At 33.1% G+C, this 20,035-nt stretch carries 16 protein-coding genes; all 16 read left to right on the top strand.

Annotated elements, in window-relative coordinates:
• Window positions 1–230: 230 nt before the first annotated feature.
• Entirely contained in the window at window positions 231–1,691 is a 1,461-nt protein-coding gene (locus PI23P_RS07935; RefSeq protein ID WP_004570270.1) for a serine hydrolase domain-containing protein, read from the top strand.
• Between the two features lie 682 nt (window positions 1,692–2,373).
• Window positions 2,374–3,210, top strand: coding sequence for a LytR/AlgR family response regulator transcription factor (locus PI23P_RS07925; RefSeq protein WP_004570267.1), 837 nt, complete (start codon window positions 2,374–2,376; stop codon window positions 3,208–3,210).
• A gap of 282 nt (window positions 3,211–3,492) precedes the next feature.
• On the top strand, window positions 3,493–5,385 hold the full coding sequence (locus PI23P_RS07920; protein ID WP_004570265.1) for a DUF885 domain-containing protein: 1,893 nt from the start codon (window positions 3,493–3,495) through the stop codon (window positions 5,383–5,385).
• Between the two features lie 173 nt (window positions 5,386–5,558).
• Window positions 5,559–6,071 carry a hypothetical protein gene (locus PI23P_RS07915; protein ID WP_238300001.1) on the top strand — a complete coding sequence of 171 codons (513 nt, stop codon included), beginning with the start codon at window positions 5,559–5,561 and terminating at the stop codon, window positions 6,069–6,071.
• A 698-nt stretch (window positions 6,072–6,769) separates the two neighbouring features.
• Entirely contained in the window at window positions 6,770–7,102 is a 333-nt protein-coding gene (locus tag PI23P_RS07905; RefSeq protein ID WP_004570260.1) for a hypothetical protein, read from the top strand.
• A 156-nt stretch (window positions 7,103–7,258) separates the two neighbouring features.
• Complete coding sequence (locus PI23P_RS07900; RefSeq protein WP_004570259.1) at window positions 7,259–8,650, top strand: serine hydrolase domain-containing protein; 1,392 nt, start codon at window positions 7,259–7,261, stop codon at window positions 8,648–8,650.
• A 157-nt stretch (window positions 8,651–8,807) separates the two neighbouring features.
• Complete coding sequence (locus PI23P_RS07895) at window positions 8,808–9,602, top strand: cation efflux transmembrane domain-containing protein (RefSeq protein WP_026288361.1); 795 nt, start codon at window positions 8,808–8,810, stop codon at window positions 9,600–9,602.
• 937 nt (window positions 9,603–10,539) lie between these two features.
• Window positions 10,540–11,433 carry a helix-turn-helix domain-containing protein gene (locus PI23P_RS07885; protein WP_004570256.1) on the top strand — a complete coding sequence of 298 codons (894 nt, stop codon included), beginning with the start codon at window positions 10,540–10,542 and terminating at the stop codon, window positions 11,431–11,433.
• Window positions 11,434–11,700: 267 nt separating this feature from the next.
• Window positions 11,701–13,227, top strand: a complete 1,527-nt coding sequence (locus tag PI23P_RS07880; protein ID WP_004570255.1) for a serine hydrolase domain-containing protein — start codon at window positions 11,701–11,703, stop codon at window positions 13,225–13,227.
• Window positions 13,228–13,607: 380 nt separating this feature from the next.
• Window positions 13,608–14,135, top strand: coding sequence for a sigma-70 family RNA polymerase sigma factor (locus PI23P_RS07875; RefSeq protein ID WP_004570254.1), 528 nt, complete (start codon window positions 13,608–13,610; stop codon window positions 14,133–14,135).
• A gap of 151 nt (window positions 14,136–14,286) precedes the next feature.
• On the top strand, window positions 14,287–15,162 hold the full coding sequence (locus PI23P_RS07870) for a helix-turn-helix domain-containing protein (RefSeq protein ID WP_238300000.1): 876 nt from the start codon (window positions 14,287–14,289) through the stop codon (window positions 15,160–15,162).
• 274 nt (window positions 15,163–15,436) lie between these two features.
• Complete coding sequence (locus PI23P_RS07865; protein WP_004570251.1) at window positions 15,437–16,159, top strand: pirin family protein; 723 nt, start codon at window positions 15,437–15,439, stop codon at window positions 16,157–16,159.
• Between the two features lie 371 nt (window positions 16,160–16,530).
• Window positions 16,531–17,322, top strand: coding sequence for a hydroxyethylthiazole kinase (gene thiM, locus PI23P_RS07860; protein WP_004570250.1), 792 nt, complete (start codon window positions 16,531–16,533; stop codon window positions 17,320–17,322).
• Window positions 17,315–17,959, top strand: a complete 645-nt coding sequence (gene thiE / locus PI23P_RS07855) for a thiamine phosphate synthase (RefSeq protein ID WP_004570249.1) — start codon at window positions 17,315–17,317, stop codon at window positions 17,957–17,959. The genes thiM and thiE overlap by 8 nt, the downstream gene beginning before the upstream one ends.
• Entirely contained in the window at window positions 17,935–18,588 is a 654-nt protein-coding gene (tenA, locus tag PI23P_RS07850) for a thiaminase II (protein WP_004570248.1), read from the top strand. Before thiE ends, tenA begins: the two co-directional genes overlap by 25 nt.
• A complete protein-coding gene (thiD, locus tag PI23P_RS07845) occupies window positions 18,576–19,391 on the top strand; it encodes a bifunctional hydroxymethylpyrimidine kinase/phosphomethylpyrimidine kinase (protein WP_004570247.1) in 816 nt (271 codons plus the stop codon). Before tenA ends, thiD begins: the two co-directional genes overlap by 13 nt.
• Window positions 19,392–20,035 lie beyond the last annotated feature (644 nt).

Genomic DNA, 20,035 nt, shown 5'->3' with positions numbered 1-20,035 from the left:
TTTGAATATAATACAACTGATAAAATAACTAATGGCAACACCGTGTATAATTAATTGCTATTTTTAGGGTACTTACGAAAGTCCAAACGGCCTTTCATGGTTCGTGTTTTATTTGCTAAATTAGTTTCTATAAATGCATAACTAAGGTTGTGCAAACATGTTCGCGGTAATAGAGAAACTGCCTAAAAAGTAACATTATCGCGTAACAAAAAACATCAAGAAAATCAATTATGAAAATAATATTTTTAGTATTCTTAATTTTTACACAATTTTTAGTCCCTACTTCTTTATCAGCACAAAAAACAGAAATCCAAAGCAGTATTAAATTAAAAATAGACACCTATTTAAAGGAAGGTGTGAAAAATGGCTTTTCTGGAGCAATCTTGGTAGCAGAAAAAGGTGAAATCGTTATTAACCAAGGTTATGGTTTGGCTGATAAAAAAAATAACATCCAAAATACACCGAATACTATTTTCGATATCGGTTCAAACACAAAGCAATTTACAGCTGCGGCAATTTTAAAATTGTCTCAACTTGACAAATTAAAAGTCACAGACTCTTTAAGTACTTTTTTTCCTAATGTACCTAGCGATAAAGGAAATATCACCATTCATCAATTGTTAACACATACTGCAGGATTTAAAGCATCCATCGGAAAAGATTTCGACCCAATAACCACAGAAGATTTTTTTAAAAAGGTATTTGCAAGTGAATTACTTCATAAACCTGCATCTAAATACTCTTATTCTAATATCGGTTATAGTATTTTAGCCCGTATTATTGAACTAGTTTCCAAGATGGATTATGAAGTTTTCTTAAATGTGTATTTATTTAAACCCTCAAAAATGAACCAAACGGGATACCTTCTTCCACAATGGAATACAAATTTATGCGCCATAGGATACAACCGAAATGTTATGGATATTGGAGCAACGGTAACGCGCTATCAAAAGGATGGAGGAGTTTCTTGGCATTTAAAAGGGAATGGTGGTATTAATTCTTCACAAGAGGACATGTACAAATGGATTAAGGCATTAAGTTCAAATGCAATTTTGCCTACATCTCTTTTCGAAAAATATACAGCATCGCATACTAGAAATATGAACGATTCCTTTGGATATGCTTATGGATGGGGAATAACTAATTCAGATAGAGATACCAAGAGGATTACACATAACGGTTCAAATGGGACCTTTGCACATTCCATTATTTGGCTACCAAATGAAGATGTAATAATATTGTATTCTACGAACGCTAGTAGTCCAAAGGTGGAAAGGCTAGCCTATAATATCGAGAAAATTATTTTTAATCAAAACTACCAATTGAAGCCCATTAAAAAGAATCCTTATTTTTTAGTTTTTGATTTTATTGAAAATCATGGCTCTAAAGATTCAAAAGAACTCTACTCAATTGTTAAAAACGGTGCTAATGCTGATTTTAAAAAATCAGGTGTTTTAAATAGCATTGGTTATATGATTCTTAAGGAAGATAAAAATTTGGAATGGGCCATTGAAATATTTAAACTAAACTCTGAATTATTTGAAGATGAGGGAAATGTTTGGGATTCTCTTGGAGATGGTTATGTAGCCAATGGACAAAAAGAAGAAGCGATCATTAGTTTTAGAAAAGCAGTAGCACTAAAAAATGAAGGTACCTTAAAAAAATTAAATGAACTGTTGCAAAAGGAATAACAACTACTGCTAACCATGTATAAAAATAATAGCCGTTTTACTGAGGAGTTTAAAGTAAGTGCTTTTAGCAGAAGTCATTGCTTAACTCAAAAATAAAAGCGTAGAAATCCACTACGATGCTTACACCAACCGTTCCCTATAATTAAGCAGCTAAATAAAAGAACTGAATGATGAATAAAAAAAGTATCTATTTTTATTATGCTCATAGTTTGGAATATTTTTGCGCTGAAAATATTTTTAGACAAAGGAATTGAAAGCGGAATAGAAAACTGGGGCTGCTGCGCTTCTTTATTTGGCTTTCTCATTCCATTAGCTTTTTCTCTTATCGTTTTTATAAAACTAAAAAAAGTTAAATAATAATTTTAAAATTTAAATTTAATATTTCAGTTTTTATTCTTAAAAATCGGATTCATGCCTGAATTGAATAAATACGAATGCATTCACATTCGGAAAAATTGAAGTGGAATTTTAATGCGCTTGCTCAAGTGTTTCGCAACAAAATAAAATATAAAAAAATTGCGAGGTCTCGCCTACCCGCAAGAATCTTTACGGACTTTCTATTCCGTTTATATTTACTAAATTACGTGTTTAATCACGCATCTTTCAACACAAACACCCAGGATGCAATGAAAATAAAGCGATCAAATGCAAATTTCCTAGAACAAAAAAGAGTTTTTAATTAATGAATACTACACAAACGGCCAAGAATACAGTAAAAATAGTATGGCGTACGTTTCTCTCCAGTACCACATGGCCTTGGATTAAAACAGCAATTCTATTGACGGGTTTCTCTTTATTCGTAAATCATTTAGTATCGCGCGAAAGTTTTCCAGATAGTAAATCGTATCGATTTCCCATAGAAGGTTTTCTGTCTTCTATTATTTTGTGTGTTTTTATTACAATAATAGCAAAGCTTAACTTCAAATTTTACAAGAAAAAACATTTCTCTAAAAAGATAGGAATTACTACTATTGTATGGTTTTTCGCTTCTACTTTAGGATACATTGCAATTATTTATATTCCTATATACATTGTTTTTAGTATGGTTGCAGGTAAACAGATAGCATTCTATTATTTATTAATTGGCTTGTTACTTACCTTATTATTAAGTTTTATCATCATAGGTTTAGCGTTTTCACGAGCTTTATACAATTTAGATAAGGTCTCTCTTAAAGATGCTAAAATCACCATCAAAAGTGGCGCGAAAATAACGAAGCTGAGCTATGAAAACATTGCGTGTTTTTACAGCGAAAACAAAACAGTGTATGCTGTTCAAAATAATGGTACCACGAGTAACACCGAATTCACATTAAATGAGCTCGAAGAAAAAATAAACAATCAAGTGTTTTTTAGAGCCAATCGGCAAATTATCATTCACAGAGATGCTGTAGATCAAATTGAAAAGATTGAAAATGGCAAGTTGTGTATTCGGTTAAAAGCTTGCATTGAAAGCGATTCGATTGTTAAAATCCCTATTAGTCGTTACAAGCGAAAAGCATTTATAAGTTGGGTTCAATAAATAACGCAAAAAACACCGACTATTCAGTTATAAATTCACAACCATTCAGTAAAAATATAAATATTTAAAAGGATTTTTGAAGGTTTTGTTTCGTCCTTCGCTGCCAGTATCAATTCAAAAAAATCTTTCAACATTGAATAAAAAAAATAGTGAAAGTAAAATCGATCATGCTACTGACATTTTACTTCTTCCTATTCGATTCTGGAATAGCTGAAATTAATACTATTTCTGAGAATGTAAAAAACAGCGATGATGTAACTTTAAATAGCACAACTATGAATCATGAATAAAAAACGCACTTGGAAATTTTGGACAGGAAGAACAACACTTGGACTCTTAATTATTGGAGTTCTATGGAGTATCAATCTTATTTGGTTTAAACCATTTAATATTAAACATTTTTATGACAAGGTCTTTGTACAGCTTGTTATAGACAGCCCTGAGTTGACCACACAAGTTGGAGTTCCTATTTTATATGACCTGTCAAAAGACGAATTGGACGATGTTTCTGATAAAAAACAATGGGAATCTTTTAATCAAATGAAAGAAGACTATAAAACATTGCAACGTTATGATTTCGAAAGTCAATCGGAAGAAAATAAGTTAAATACCAAAATTTTAAGTTCCTTTTTGGGTAAGCAAGTTGAGGGAGAGCGATTTTTCTATCACGAGTATCCAGTAAATCAAATGTTTGGAGTACAAAATAGTCTTCCAAGCTTGATGGAAAGTTCGCACAAGCTTAAAGATGAAAGTGATATCGAAGCATATATAACTCGATTGTCTAAATTTGGCACTAAATTCGATCAGGTCTTAGACGGGTTAAAAATAGGTGAAGAAAAAGGAATCATTCCTCCACAATTTATAATTGACCGTGTGCTTAGTGAAATGTTAGGGTTTATTGGTAACAAAGAAAAAGATTCGCTTAATATAAAGACCGATGACCAAGGTCCTGTTAAGTCAAACATCCTCTACACTAATTTCAATACTAAAGTATCAAAAATTGAAGGTCTTACACAAGCGGAAAAAGACGCATACAAAACACGGGTAGCAGAGCAAGTAAGAACTACAGTGTTCGATGCATACAATGCTCTTATTTTATACTTCAAAGGATTAAAATCGAAAGCAACTACAGATGCTGGTGTTTGGAAGTTTCCTGACGGAGATGCCTTTTATCAATATCAATTATCATTGATGACCACCACCGACTATACCCCTAAAGAGGTTCATCAAATTGGATTGTCAGAGGTTGCTCGAATAAAAACAGAGATGCGCGATATTTTGAGTGTTCAAGGGTATGCAGATACGTCAAAAGAAATAGGTGAAATTATTCAAGAATTAAACAAAGAAGAGCGTTTTTTATATCAAAATAATGATGAAGGTAGAAAAGAAATTATTGAAGGATACAATACGATCTTAGATGAAATCAATGCTGGTCTTGACAACGCATTTGATATCCGACCAAAAGCAGCTATGGAAGTAAAAAGAGTTCCTAAGTTCAAAGAAGAAGGTGCTGCTGGTGCTTATTACACGCCCCCCACCATGGATGGGTCTTCAGGAGGTATCTTTTATGCCAACTTGAGAGCAGTTACAGAAACTGTGAAGTTTGGAATGAAAACCTTGGCCTATCACGAAGGAATCCCCGGCCACCATTTTCAAATAGCCATTCAAGGAGAACTGGAAGAGGTTCCAATTTTTAGAACATTCCCACTTTTTACTGCATATACAGAAGGTTGGGCACTCTATGCTGAACAACTTGCGTGGGAGTTAGGTTTTTACGAGAATGACCCTTTCGGTAATTTAGGAAGACTTCAAGCAGAAATATTTAGAGCCGTCCGTTTAGTAGTAGATACTGGAATTCACTATAAAAAATGGACTCGAGAAGAAGCAATTGAATATATGATCGCAAATACAGGAATAACAACTGGAGAAGTGGTCACTGAAATTGAACGCTATATTGTAATGCCTGGACAAGCCTGTGCATATAAAATTGGGATGATGAAAATTTTAGAGTTAAGAGAAAAAGCAAAAAAGAAATTAGGCAGTCAATTTGATTTAAAAGAATTTCATAATGTGGTTTTACAAAATGGCGCTGTGCCCTTAAATATATTAGAAGAAATTATTGATGAATTTATAAATATCACGCACGCAAAAAAAACAACAAAGGTGCAACCATAAAAAGGTATGAAGCGTCTATATAAAAAGTAACGAATTCTAAATTAAATATTTTTATTATGAAAAGCGTATTAAAATTGAAAAGCGTATTCATCCTTTCGGCTATTTTTTTCCTTGCGAATTGTTCACAGGAAAACACGCAGGAGCATATGATGGTAACAGGGACTGTCGTAAAAATGAGAAATTTTGCTCAAGCGGAGGCAAAGTCGTATCACAGTAAATCAGGTGAAATTAATAGTATCTCGAATGAAGTATCGGCTACTTTGACATCAACCGTTTTTAAAGTGGTGGACGGACGAATGGTACCTTGCGATGATTGCGATATAAATGACTTCGAGATTACCCAAGTGTTTCTTTTAAATTCTCAAGCACAGACCTCATTATATCTAAATGGCTTCGCTACAAATGTGAATTATACGTTTACTGGTGAAGATGTTATTGGTATTGATCTGAATTACAAAAGCGAATATGTGCGCATGAGTGATATTGATGTATTTAGCCAATTACAGGACGGACAATATTCATATACAGATGAACTCGGTATAAATGTATTTGACAATGAAAGCGCAGGAACCACATCGGCTGTTTATAATTTTCCTATTGGGAGTAACGAAGATGATCCCGAAAATTCTTTATCAAGAATGTGGATGAGAATTGTGCTAGACTTTTCAGCAGAAAATGATATTTAAATTACAAATTTTACAGTTTTTAGTGGAGCTTACATAACAATATATCTGTATTGTTCTCTAGCCCCCAAATCAAATAGTAGATATTTGATTTGGGGGCTATTTATGACCAATATCATTTCGAAGGAGTTTAGTAATAAGCATAGCGTCTGAAGATTTTAGACCTATTTTTAGTTGCAAAACTACTATTAATGAGAACGGTATCAATCGTTTTATAGCTATCAGAAATCCCCAATAGCTGAAAACCATATTGCTATTGGCAATAAAGCTATTGGCAACAATTTGAGCAATACGCATCGCTAAAAAAGAACAATTCAGTACATAAAAATATACGAAACGAATTTATTCTCTCAATTTTGAGTCGTTCAACTAAACTAAAAAAACGGAAAAACGATACAGATATTCATATACATTCACCCAGCATTTGGTGGCTTTGCTTTGCTTTGCTTTGCTTGAAGGTTTGATTTCAATACTTGCAAAAAAAGGAAAAAATATTCATAAAACATCTGGGCTGATTTTTTCTATTCAATGATGTTCTTTGGAACCATCGCTTTGATGGTTGCTATTTTACCGAATCACGAAAGCCCATTTTTATTCGCAGTTGGTATTTTTAGTCTCTATTTTGTTTTAACAGGAAATAGAACTTTGAGTTTTAAAAAAAAAGTCCTGATTTAAAAATTGATAAATTAATATCAATTAGTATGATTACTTCTGGAGTTTTAATAATTTCACTACCAATCATACGAACAAAAAGCACACATATTATTCTTGTTGTTTATGCAATTGTTGGAATTATATTTTCTGCAGGTAATTTAATATTATTTAGAAATCCTAAACGATTGAGAAAAGGATGGTTAAAACTGCATTTAGGAAAAATGTTAGGCGGTTACATTTCTGCAACGACTGCATTTGTAATCGTAAATAAATTTTTTTTAAGTTTTTATGGTTGGTTTATTACTCCAATTGTTGGAAGTTTTATAATCGCATATTGGATGAGAAAAATGAATAAAAAAACAGTTGCCATCAAAGTATAAAATTAATTACTAGCTTTAGGGTCCTTGGAAAAGTCTAAACGGACTTTTTTGGTTTGTGATTTATATAGTAAGTTTCGCACTTAAAACACGCCAAAATTTTCAGAGACACGTTAGCTGCAAGATAAAAAAATCCTGCGTATCCAAAACAGCATTAAAATGAAGAAAATACTTTTAATAATTCCTTTACTTATTGGCTGTTCAATAGCGAAAAAGAAATCTGAATACCAACGTCTTTTCGACTACGAAGGAAAATACGAATATGTTAACAATACGACATTAAAACTTACAGCATCAGCGATGGACACAACGCTTTATGCAGTAATAGATCATGCCAAATATCCTTTAAAATTTATTGCGATAGACAGTTTTACAAACATGCAAGGAAATGCTGTAATTTTCGAAAGGGGCAACTCAAAGAAAGTAATAAGCTATAAATCTGAGGGTCAAATATTCAAATTACTCACAAAAGATATTGATAAATCGGATATGTTTCCGAGAAAAGAACTTTTCGATACACCAGAAAATTACGAGTATAAGCAACCACCAGAAACTGATGACGGACTCGCAACAGGTCATTTGGCTGCAGAATTCAAAAACCATAAACGTATTATTGATATGGTCAAAGAAACTATTAAGGGTACTTTCCCTGATGTCCACAGCATCTTAATTTACAAAAATAATAAATTAGTACTTGAGGAATATTTTTACGGTTATGATGAAAATACACCACATCAATTAAGATCTGCCACGAAACCATTCATTGGTGGAATTCTTGGAATAGCAGTTGACCAAGGATTTATAAAAAGTGAAAAAGATGGCCTATTACCCTATTTTAGTGCTCGGTATCCAAAAATCGCCAATTTCGACAAAAGAAAAAAAGAAATTACGATAGAAGATTTCTTAAGGTATCGGCACGGAATGGATTGTGAAAACAATAATCCAGAAAGTAAGGGAAATGAATCAAAAATGATGCAAAGTAAAGATTGGGTAAAATACACGCTCGATTTGCCAATGGTTCGAGAACCTGGTATGGCGTCCTCTTATTGTACAGGTTGTGCTTTGACTTTAGGCAGTTTGGTAGCAATCGCAACAGACAAGAAAATTGAAGATTTTGCAAAACAAAATCTTTTTGAGCCTTTAAATATTACAAATTACAAATGGACTTTTGAACCAAATCAAACGAGTAGTGACCATTTTAGTCAAGCATATTTTACACCCAGAGACTTGATTAAATTAGCAAAATTATTTAAAGATGGTGGTACGTGGAATGCCAATCAAATAATATCAAAAAGTTGGATTGATAAAACATTTAATATGGATAAAGGGGATTACGGCTATCTTTGGGAACATAAATATTTTGTAGTTGACGGACAGACGTATAACTCATATTTAGCTTCGGGAAACGGTGGACAAAAAATCAATATTTGGCCTGAACTCGATATGATAACAGTATTTACTGGTGGAAACTATAATTCGTATCAATTGTATGGTAAAAGTACACCGCCAAACGAAATGATACCGAACTATATATTAAAGTCTGTGAAATAAAGCCCACACACAACACCATAAAAAATTAATTGTTAGTTTTAGGGTATTTACAAAAATCCAAACGAACTTTCTATCTGTGATTTGTTTGCTAACTGATATCGTTAAACTCGCAATTAATCTTATACAATAACGTGAATGCCAAAAATCAAGAAACCAAGTGAATAAAACGATATTTGAAATTACCAAAATGGACTGTCCTTCAGAGGAAAACCTTATTCAAATGAAATTGGATGAAATTTCAAGTATTGCAAATTTGGACTTTGACATTCCGAACCGAAAATTAACCGTTTTTCACAGCGGAGAAATCAACCAAATTGAAAAGTCCATTATCGAACTGAATTTAGGCGGAAAGAAAATCTCCACGGAACAAACCGACCAAACAGATTTTACAGAAAATACAAACCAAAAAAAACTACTTTGGTTTGTACTTGCGATCAACTTCGCTTTTTTCACTATCGAAATGACCACAGGACTGATTGCAAAATCGATGGGACTTGTTGCCGATAGTTTGGATATGCTCGCAGACAGTTTCGTTTACGGAATTAGTTTGTTTGCAGTTGGCGGAACGCTGATTATAAAAAAGCGGATTGCAAAACTTGCTGGCTACTTTCAAATCACACTTGCGATTATTGGATTTGTAGAAGTTTTAAGAAGATTTTTCGGAGAGGAAAAACTTCCCAATTTTTCGACAATGGTGATCGTTTCGATTTTTGCACTACTCGCGAACGGAATTTGCCTTTACATTTTACAACGGTCAAAAAGCAAAGAAGAAGCACATATGAAAGCGAGTATGATTTTCACCTCGAATGACGTGATTATCAATTTAGGAGTAATAATTGCTGGAGTTTTGGTAAATTGGTCTGGTTCCAATAAACCTGATTTAATTATTGGAACACTCATTTTTATATTCGTGATTCAAGGTGCATTCCGAATATTAAAATTGAGTACATAAAAAAGAGTACGAACCGCAACACCGATTGTAATTAATTGCGCGCAAATCAATTACTTGCGAAAGTCCAAACTGTCTTTGTGGGTTCGTGATTTATTTAGCAAATTCGTCTCGTAAAACACCTAAGTAACCGCCTACAAAAAGGTTGTGTGCAATTTGAAAAAAAATTATATTTTTAGTCAATTTTACGAACTAATTTAAAAATTAAATATCAAAAATAACCTCTAAATTTTGGAGTAATAAAAAACTTGAATTCTACATTCGGTAAAGAAATTGGATGGCGTGGCTTTTTAATATTCGAATTGAGAAAAGTAATGTCTTTTTAGTCACTAGCCATTGTTAGTGAAATAATTTGGGCAATTGATCATTTTCCTATAATTAATATAATATTCGGAAGCGTTGAAAATCTTTTGTTCCCTATTAGTACTTTTACAATAATGATAATTGGAATATCTGTAATTTTAGCTTACTGCACTTTTAAATCGAGCAGTTTGTGGCCAGCCGCTGTCTGCTATTCTGTTCACAATATTTACATCCAAAAAATAGGTATTCCTGTAACCAGTTCAAATAATAATACCACATTTTGGATTGATCAATATGGGTTTATGATTGTAGCGACTATTTTTGCTATTTATTTCTAGAGCAAACTAAAAAATAAAATCTATCAAATAAAATACTGTACCTCTCAATATGAATAATCAATCGCTTTGGTTATCGCCTGCTTGAAAATTCCTTCAGAATTATATCTAGTTCATTTCCTTTTATTAATTTAGTGGTTAGTCAACGCGACAAATCATGCACAAAAGATTACCTTTTAATAGTATACACACATAAAAGACCTGTTTAAAAAACGAATGTCGTACAAATGTCGTGCATAAAACACTGCTCATTTTTGGTACGTAAACTGATTGAAGATATTTTTGCAAAAAATTAAAATTAAATGGACACACTTATTTTTGGAAAAGAATTAATCAAAGCAAGAAAAGCTAGAGGTTTAACACAAGCAGAAGTTGCTGAAAAATGCAATGTTACAATTCGTACAATTCAGAGAATTGAATCTGGTGAAGTAACACCGAGAAGTTCTACTATTAAAATTATTTCAAAATTTTTAGAAGTTGATTTTTTCGAAATCTCAAATCAAAATTTGAAATTGAAAAACAACACTGTTTTTTGGTATCTAAAATACCTGTTTTATTTTAAAACAAATGCAATGAAAAAAATTTTAATCCTATCTGCATTCATTTTAATTTTAGCTTTTATATGTTTCAAGATATCTACCCATGAAGCACAATCTAAAAGTCCTAAAAAAGATCAAAAAAGGGTATTAAAAATTGAAGATAGAAAAGTTGATTTCTCTAGGGACTTTGACGAATTTAAAATCGATGCGGACTTAGTGTTCGTTATAAAAAACAATAAACATGGATTGTCTTATTTAAACGGAAAAACAATCATTCCTTGCGAATATGATGAATTTGAAATTGAAGAAAATTTTGTTTTTACCTTTAAAAACAACAAACGTGGTTTGATGAATTTAGACGGACAAATACTCATTGCCTGTGAATATGATGAATTTGAAATTGAAGAAAATTTTGTCTTTACCTTCAAAAACAACAAACGTGGATTGATGAATTTATATGGAGAAACACTTATCGCTTGTGAATATGATGCATTTGAAATTGAAGAAAATCTTGTTTTTACCTTTAAAAATAGCAAACGTGGGTTAATGAACTTATATGGAGAAACAATCATTCCTTGCGAATGCGATAGCTTAAAAATAAAAGGATCAATTGCAATGGTTACAATAAATGGAAAAATGAAACAAATACAGCTTTAAAACTATTGTTAACAATGCGTTAATGTATTTATTAAATCTCACTTTCTCTGAAAAGCTTTATTAATTTTCAGTTTGACATCCTCATAAATTGACAACTACTCCAAATTAAAACGTTGCCTTTATTTGAGAGAAAAAATACAAATTATATTATTAAACCCACTGAATATATTTAGTGCGACTCCAATAAGAGAACAAATTTCAATATTAAATTTTATAAAACCAGAGCACCAAGACATAATTTACCCTAATTAAACCAGTTTAACACAAATGAAAACAACAACAATTACACTATTTACATTAGCCCTATTCTTCAGCTCTTGCAGTAAGAAAGAAAAATTAGATTATACCGAATTCGACAAAGCCTATACAAATTTCATAGAATTAGCTACCAACGAATTTGGAGCAAAATATGGAATGGCCATATCGGTCGTAAAAGACGACCGCGTCATATTTGAGAAATACCTCGGATTAGCGGATGTGGATAAAAATATAAAGGTTAGCAAAAACACCCTTTTTTATATCGCTTCAACAACCAAACCGTTTACAGCAATGGCTGCCCTAATACTTGAATCCAAAGGCAAACTTGACTTTGAGAAGTCCCTTGCTGAATTCTTTCCAGAGATTAATTTCGACCCAAGACTAAAAGCAGATAGCATCACTATTCCACATTTAATGGAACATACCTCTGGAATAGAAAATAACCCAATAACGATTGTAACAGCTTACACTGGTTTTCACGACAAGGAGAAACTACTTGCTGAATTGGCACAATTCACAATAGTAAATACGAATGCACCCTTTGGTAAATTTGAATATACCAATCTAGGATATATTATCTTAGGAATGATCATGGAAAGAGAGTTGGGTGCTGATTGGAAATCATTTGTTCAACAAGAAGTACTAGAACCGCTAAAAATGAAGCATACAACTACTCATATGTCTACAGCTATAAAACAAGGCTGGGAAATTGCAAAACCACACACCCAAAGTAATGATGAAAATCAGTTAACGCGTCTTTCTTTAGAAAAAAAGGACAATACAATGCATGCCGCTGGTGGCATACTATCAACCGCTCAGGATCTCTCAAGATTGATGATTGTAGAATTAAATAATGGTAAAATTGATGGAGAACAAATAATTGACTCAAGTTTAGTAAAGAAAAGTCAGTTAAAACATGCCGATCAAGATAGAATGTATTCTGATCTCAAACGATTCGGTTATGGTTACGGCTGGAACATCGCCACGACTCCTTTAGGAGATACACTAGTGCATCATTTTGGCAGTTTTACAGGTATGCATCCTCAATTCTCTTTCGTGCGTAAAACCGGAGTAGGTGTTGTTATAATGGCAAATGAAGGAGGAATTAGCTATGACCTTAATATGCTGCTCAGTGGATATGTATTTGATTATTTCTCCAAACGAGAAAACCTCGATACACACTATAAAAATAAACTAAAAGAATACCGTGAAGCCTATGATCAAAAGATAAAATCTGATATTGAATACAGGGTTAAAATCGCAAAAAGGAAATGGAAGCTTGAACTGCCTTTTTCTTCTTATGTTGGAACCTATAGCAGTGATTTATTCGGCACCTTAATAGTAAAAGAAATTGAAGAAAATAAATTGGTAGTTACCATTGGAAACCTTATATCTGATATAGCAACCCCACATAAAACCAATGCTGTTCGAGTTGAAATGGGAGGAAGAGGCTCACCAGTACATTTTAAAATAAACGATAATATGGTAGAAAAAGCTATTTGGAGTGGACTTGCATTTACCAAATTAAAGCATTAAAAAAATGAAAAGGGCACATCGAACACTATTAATTGTTTTATTTTGGGGTACATACGAAAGTTCTTGTGGACTTTATACCAGTGATTTATGTACTCACTTTATTGCTTAAAAGGTGCTGCCAACTTTATTCAAAAGATTTTAAAATGTAAAAAAACAAAATATAATGTATCTTTTTGGAAGCTTACGAGTCTCCTTAGTGAACCTAAAATTTTAAAGTTATGAATACTTGTAAATGCACTAATTGCGATTGTACTAACTGTAATTGCGGAAATTGTTTAGAAAAAAATTGTCCCTGTTCTAAATGCGAATGTGATAAATGCACTTGTTGTTAAATTTGATAAAGGTTCGTTTAACAACGAGCCTTTTATTTATTTTCGAATATGGAAACACAAAAAATATGGAGCAAATTTAATAATGAACTATATTTCTTCATTCTTAAAAAAGTAAAAAATAAAGACGTTGCAAACGATATTTTTCAAAATACATTTTTAAAAATTCATGAAAATGTATCCAGCCTCAAAAAAGAAGAAAAAACGAGAGCGTGGATTTTTCAAATTGCGCGTAATGAAATATTTAATCACTTTAGAAAAGAATCTATGTATGTGGAAAAAGTAGATACAGTTAGAGAAGTTCCTTTTCAAAAGTATGAGGATATATGTTGCTTTGACAAATTCATTAGTGATTTGCCCGAAATTTACAGGCTCGTAATTGAACTAATTTATATTAAAGGTCGCAGACAAAAAGAAGTCGCAAAGGAATTAGAAATAAGTCTTGAAAACGTAAAAGCAAGAATTAAAAGGGCCAAAGATATTTTAAAGAAAAAGTTCAACGAATGTTGTAAATATGAATTTGATGAAAATGGCAAGTTAATAGGAGATTCAAATTGTTCAATATGTAGCAAAGAATAAAAATACATCTGCCAGTAACGTGCAGATGAAAGGACTTATTCTAGTCCAGCTACAATAGTCCAAACAGTCTTTCTCTGTTTGTATTTTATTTAGTAAATTAGGTGCTTAAACACACAATAAATCACACTCAAGCACATTGTAAGTACTTCATATGAACTTCGTAAAAACATATAATAAGATACACTCCGAAAAAGAGATGGTCCATTTTGGAATGTCGAAAATGGAGGATATTTATGTCAAACGAAATGGGCAATCTGACGTGCCACACCGCCATAATTATTATACTGTGCTTATCATTAAACAGGCAAAAGGATCTCATATAATAGATTTCAATTCATACGAACTATCCGAAAAGCAACTGTTTTTTATTGCTCCGGGGCAAGTACATCAAATAATAGAGACTGAAAAACCCAAGGGATATGCAATGACATTCTCCAACCAATTTTTGATTGAGAACTCTATTCCCCTTGCCTTTATTAGTAGTCTTAATCTTTTTCAAAGTTATGGACAAACACCTCCTTTACTCACAAATAAGAAACAATTTAAACTCATAGAGAATTTCACAAATCAAGTTTTTACATATGCTACAAGCAACGCTCAAATGAAAGACTTAAGCATTGGAGCATATTTAAAACTACTGCTTATAGAATGCAACAATATTTGCTCAATTAATCCAATAGAAACGGAAATTGATTCTTCAGGAGATCACCTGATTAGAAAATTTAAAGAATCTGTAGATGCACATTTTAAAAAAGAGCATGCTACTTCTTTTTACGCAAATGTCATTCACATAACAACGGATCACCTCACCCGAACGGTAAAAAATAAAATAGGCCAAACTGCAAAACAATACATTCAATCAAGAATAATTACAGAAGCCAAACGATTGCTTTATTTTACCGAGTTATCCAATAAGGAAATTGGGTATGAATTGGGTTTTAATGCACCTGCGAACTTTAGTGCTTTTTTCAAAAAACACACTCAATTGTCTCCTTCAAGTTTTAAAAAGAGAGAAAATAAATCCTAATATCGGATTTTCATAAGTATCCGTCATTTTTTTATATTTCACAGCCTTCAAAACTACACCATCTTTGCAGTATGATTGATAGCAGACAAATGAAGGCCAAAGAATTTATTAAAAACGAAATTGCAACAGGCCCTGCTAGTGCTATTGCATCAAAAATTCTCTCGGTAAAAATAACAAAACAACAAAATCTACCTACATTTCTTTAATACGGGAAGAAGAAGAAGAAGAAGAAGAAGAAAGAGATAATCAGGTAAACACTAAAAAATTAAAGACAATGAACACAGTAATTCACAGAGCAAAAACAAGAGGAGAAGCAAATCACGGTTGGTTAAACTCAAACCACACTTTTAGTTTTGCAAATTACCACAACCCAGAACGAATGAATTTTGGTGTACTAAGAGTCTTAAATGACGATATCGTGCAAAAAGGAATGGGTTTTGGAACGCACCCACACAAAAATATGGAGATTATTTCTATTCCGCTGAAAGGAGATTTGGAGCACAAAGATAGTATCGGAAATATAACGGTAATCAAAGAGGGAGATGTGCAAATATTAAGCGCTGGAACTGGTGTAACGCATTCAGAATACAACAAAAACAAAGACAAAAAAGTAGAATTTCTTCAAATTTGGGTTTTTCCTAAAACGAAAAATACCGTTCCGAGATATGACCAAATATCTATAAAAGATATAGAAAAAGACAACGAATTTTATCAAGTACTTTCTCCTAACAAAGAAGAACAAGGCGTCTGGTTAAATCAAGATGCTTGGTTTCATATTGGCAAATTCACCAAGGGGACTTCTGACGAATACAAAATAAAAAAAGAGGGCAACGGTGTATATGCTTTTGTACTCGAAGGCGAAGTTGAAATAAACAATGAAAAATTAACACCGCGAGATGGGTACGGAATTTGGGATATAGCATCTTTCAAGCTAAAAGCTTCAGAAAATGCAAGAGTATTATTAATGGAGGTACCCATGCATGCAGGAACATTTTAACTAAAAATACACTACTTAAAACACCGATAATGACCAGTGCAAATTAAACAATAAACAGCACAGCACCAGAAATCGCTTTAAAGTAAAGCATGTAATAATTTCATTAAAATAAAGTAAGTACGTGTTACAAAAAGCACGGTTACAGAAAATGAAATTCAAATGTGAATTTATATTTCTCGTGAATTTAACAACGCCGAACATTATTTTTAAGAAAACACGAGGTACACCGGGGTATCTTATAAATTCCTAGCTTTTAGCAGATGTACAAAAGCCCTAATAGACCTTCTTGGTACGTCTTTTATTTAGTAAATTAGTGGTTTAAAACACACAACTAACTTTGTGCGAAGCCAAAGAGACTAATTACAAGAAAGATGAACCACTTAGAGAAAATAGTAAATAATATTAGGATTAAAAGCCCACTTGTACAAAACATCACCAATTACGTGGTTATGAATTCTACAGCAAATGCTTTGCTAGCGATAGGCGCTTCACCTGTCATGGCACATGCCATAGAAGAGACTGAAGACATTGTTACCATTTCTTCTTCTTTGGTAATTAACATGGGCACATTGAGTGAAAAATGGGTAGACAGCATGCTATTCGCTACAAAAAAAGCAAAAGAGACGGCAACTCCTTTTGTTTTTGATCCTGTGGGTGTAGGCGCATCAAAATACAGAACAGCAACTGCTTTAAAAATTATAGCAGCCGCTATTCCAGATGTAATCAGAGGAAATGCTTCAGAAATTATGGTATTGGCGCAGCAAGCAAGCAGTTCAAAAGGTGTGGATAGCACAATGCTGGCTGCAGATGCTGTTTCAGGAGCTATTGAATTATCAAAGAAACTAAACAATACGGTGGTTGTCAGTGGTCAGGTAGATTACATTATTACTGGAGACAGGGTGAATACCATCTCTAACGGAAGCACTTTAATGTCAAAAGTAACAGGAATGGGCTGCTCTGCAACGGCTATTATTGGCGCTTGTATTGCGATTGAACCTGATGTTCATTTGGCCTGTACAGCTGCGATGGCAATTATGGGAATTGCTGGAGATATGGCTGCCGAACTCTCAAAAGGTCCTGGTAGTTTCCAAGTTCATTTTTTAGATAGCTTGTATTTATTAACTGACGATATCCTGAAGGATAAAATTAAATTAAATGTATAACACAACATACGCTTTGATGTACGTTACCGACGATGGCATTACAGACGATACTGCATTTTTTAAGATTCTGGAAGATACGCTAAAAGGGGGAGCGTCTATTATTCAGCTTAGAGAAAAATCTTGCAAAACAATTTCTTTTTACAACCGTTCATTAAAAGCGAAAACACTGTGCCATGCGTATCGGGTTCCGTTCATTATCAATGATCGCATAGACATTGCCCTCGCTGTAGACGCAGACGGCGTGCATCTTGGACAAACAGATATGCCGTATCGTAAAGCTAGAGAATTGTTGGGTCCTAACAAAATAATAGGACTGTCGGTAAGTAACACCGAACAAGCAATTGAGGCCGAGAATTTGAAAGTAGATTATATCGGCATCTCTCCTATATTTAACACGGTTACTAAAACATCAGATTTAGCTCCTTCTTTAGGGATTGAAGGACTTCAAATGATTCGACCATTGTTTTCGAAACCGATCATCTGTATCGGAGGTATACATCAAAATAATGTTGCAGAAATTATAAAAAATGGGGCGAATGGGGTGGCCATAATATCTGCTATTTCTAAAGCCCAATATCCTGAAAAAGAAACTAAAAATTTAAAAGAAATAATATGTCAAACTGGTTTCATACAGTAACAATAGAAACAGCGCCGATACTTGAAAAAATAAAAGAACATCCTTTCATCATTAAATTAATGGATGGAACCCTCTCTAAAGAAGTATTTCAATTTTATGTCAATCAAGACTCTTTGTACCTGTCAGAATACAAAAAAACACTAGCGATGCTAAGTATTAAATGCGCTGCAGCGAAAGATACTCGATTTTTTCTAGATGCGGCTTCAGGGATTATTGATGTTGAAGATGAATTGCATCAAATTTTTCTTGACAAAGAAAATTTCAATACGGAGCCTTCGCCAAGTTGCGAACTCTATACCAGTTACATGTCGCGTATTGTAAACAATCATAGTCTGGAAGAAGGATTGGCCGTGATATTGCCTTGTTTTACCATCTATAAAGAAATAGGCGATTATATACTGGCCAATCAAACAAACAAAGACAACAACCCATACCAAAACTGGATACAGACGTATGCAAGTGAAGACTTCGCAAATGCTGTAAACAGTGCAATAGAAATTACAAATAGGTATGCTGAAAAAGCCCCAAAGGAAGTATTGCAGAAAATGGATATCGCTTTTATAAAAACATCAAAATTAGAATGGCTGTTCTGGGATAGTGCATATAACAAAGAAACATGGAAAATTTAAAAACGCACTATAGCGCCGTATTAACCATTGCTGGAAGTGATTCTGGGGGTTGCGCAGGGATTCAAGCAGATATAAAAAGTATTAGTGCCTGTGGTGCTTTCGCTGCCTCTGTAATTACGGCAACCACAGCACAAAACACGCAAGGAATATTTGATATACATCCAATCCCTATTGCGCACCTAGAAAAACAATTGGATGCTGTATTGAGCGATATCGCATTTAGTGCCGTAAAAATAGGAATGTTGCATTCCTCTGAAGTGATTGCAGCTGTTGCTAATAAATTGGCGCACTACAACATCAGTAATATTGTACTAGACCCTGTAATGGTGGCTACTTCTGGAGATAATCTTATCGTAAATGATGCTATTTCTTCTTTAAAAGAGTTTCTGCCCAAAGCTTGTTTAATTACGCCAAACATTCCTGAAGCAGAGACGTTCATTGGGCATCCAATAACATTAAAGAACCTAAAAAAATCAGCAAGAGAAATTGGGCAACGGTACCAAACCGCTGTTTTGTTAAAAGGAGGACATCTAGGCGCGCACAAAAACGAAATTACCGACATCCTATACGTGCATCAGCACGATGAAATAATAACAATAAAAAATCCTTGGATAGCTACTAAAAATACGCACGGTACAGGTTGTAGCTTGTCATCAAGTATCGCTGCTTTTTTAAGTTTAGGACATTCTTTAGAAGATGCAGTAAAAAAAGGTTGCCATTATATAAATCAAGCAATAACCCAAGGGGAAAATAAAATTTTAGGCAAAGGAAATGGTCCTGTCAACCATTTTGGACATAAATAAATGACAACAACAGACACTATAATGAATGTGGCTTTTGATGGTTTACTTAAAGACTCAAATCAAAACCGCTACATCTTTTTGATATAGTGATCTGAATAAAAAAGATAAAACAGAAAAAAAATTGGCCAAATACTTCGTCGAGTGCTCCTTACTTTAATTCGTGTAAGATCCATGACGGAAACCTTTTGGGAAATAGTTTGTGAAAGTAAAAATGAAAACTATGTTAGAAAAAATATACGAAAAATCATCTAAAAAAAAATTAAAGTACCTCCTAAAAATATACTACGCGCTTCTTTTTAATTCCGTTGTTTTACCAATATTGTTTTTAATTATTGGGTATTTATTAAATGGAAAAATTAATTTTAAAAGCATTTTAATGGTTTTTGTAGTAATTTTTGTTTGGAGCTTATGTAATGTTCGTTATTTAAAAAAGAAAATACAAACCGCATAAAATCTCTAAGTTAAGAACACTATTTTGTTCTTAAAAAATGTATCAAAATTGAGAATCATAAAATTTGCAAAAATACGTGAATATTAAAAATCTAATTTTGGATAAAAAAGAACGGAACATAAGGCTTGACAAAGTTAATTGCTCGTATTTACTGAAGGATGTATGTCAAAACGGCCTTCTTGGTGCGTGTATT

The organism is Polaribacter irgensii 23-P (assembly GCF_000153225.1).
Taxonomy (GTDB): domain Bacteria; phylum Bacteroidota; class Bacteroidia; order Flavobacteriales; family Flavobacteriaceae; genus Polaribacter; species Polaribacter irgensii.
The sequence above is the reverse complement of the archived record's forward strand: the minus strand, read 5'-3'. Positions and strand labels throughout refer to the sequence as shown.

Bases quoted from the DNA above. Each gene is read 5' to 3' on its own strand.
- thiD (WP_004570247.1), top strand. From the start codon at position 18,576: ATGGAAAATTTAAAAACGCACTATAGCGCCGTATTAACCATTGCTGGA.
- PI23P_RS07870 (WP_238300000.1), top strand. From the start codon at position 14,287: ATGAACTTCGTAAAAACATATAATAAGATACACTCCGAAAAAGAGATG.
- PI23P_RS07875 (WP_004570254.1), top strand. From the start codon at position 13,608: ATGGAAACACAAAAAATATGGAGCAAATTTAATAATGAACTATATTTC.
- tenA (WP_004570248.1), top strand. From the start codon at position 17,935: ATGTCAAACTGGTTTCATACAGTAACAATAGAAACAGCGCCGATACTT.
- PI23P_RS07915 (WP_238300001.1), top strand. From the start codon at position 5,559: ATGAGAAATTTTGCTCAAGCGGAGGCAAAGTCGTATCACAGTAAATCA.
- thiM (WP_004570250.1), top strand. From the start codon at position 16,531: ATGAACCACTTAGAGAAAATAGTAAATAATATTAGGATTAAAAGCCCA.
- PI23P_RS07925 (WP_004570267.1), top strand. From the start codon at position 2,374: ATGAATACTACACAAACGGCCAAGAATACAGTAAAAATAGTATGGCGT.
- PI23P_RS07900 (WP_004570259.1), top strand. From the start codon at position 7,259: ATGAAGAAAATACTTTTAATAATTCCTTTACTTATTGGCTGTTCAATA.
- PI23P_RS07885 (WP_004570256.1), top strand. From the start codon at position 10,540: ATGGACACACTTATTTTTGGAAAAGAATTAATCAAAGCAAGAAAAGCT.
- PI23P_RS07880 (WP_004570255.1), top strand. From the start codon at position 11,701: ATGAAAACAACAACAATTACACTATTTACATTAGCCCTATTCTTCAGC.
- PI23P_RS07920 (WP_004570265.1), top strand. From the start codon at position 3,493: ATGAATAAAAAACGCACTTGGAAATTTTGGACAGGAAGAACAACACTT.
- PI23P_RS07935 (WP_004570270.1), top strand. From the start codon at position 231: ATGAAAATAATATTTTTAGTATTCTTAATTTTTACACAATTTTTAGTC.
- PI23P_RS07905 (WP_004570260.1), top strand. From the start codon at position 6,770: ATGATTACTTCTGGAGTTTTAATAATTTCACTACCAATCATACGAACA.
- PI23P_RS07865 (WP_004570251.1), top strand. From the start codon at position 15,437: ATGAACACAGTAATTCACAGAGCAAAAACAAGAGGAGAAGCAAATCAC.
- thiE (WP_004570249.1), top strand. From the start codon at position 17,315: ATGTATAACACAACATACGCTTTGATGTACGTTACCGACGATGGCATT.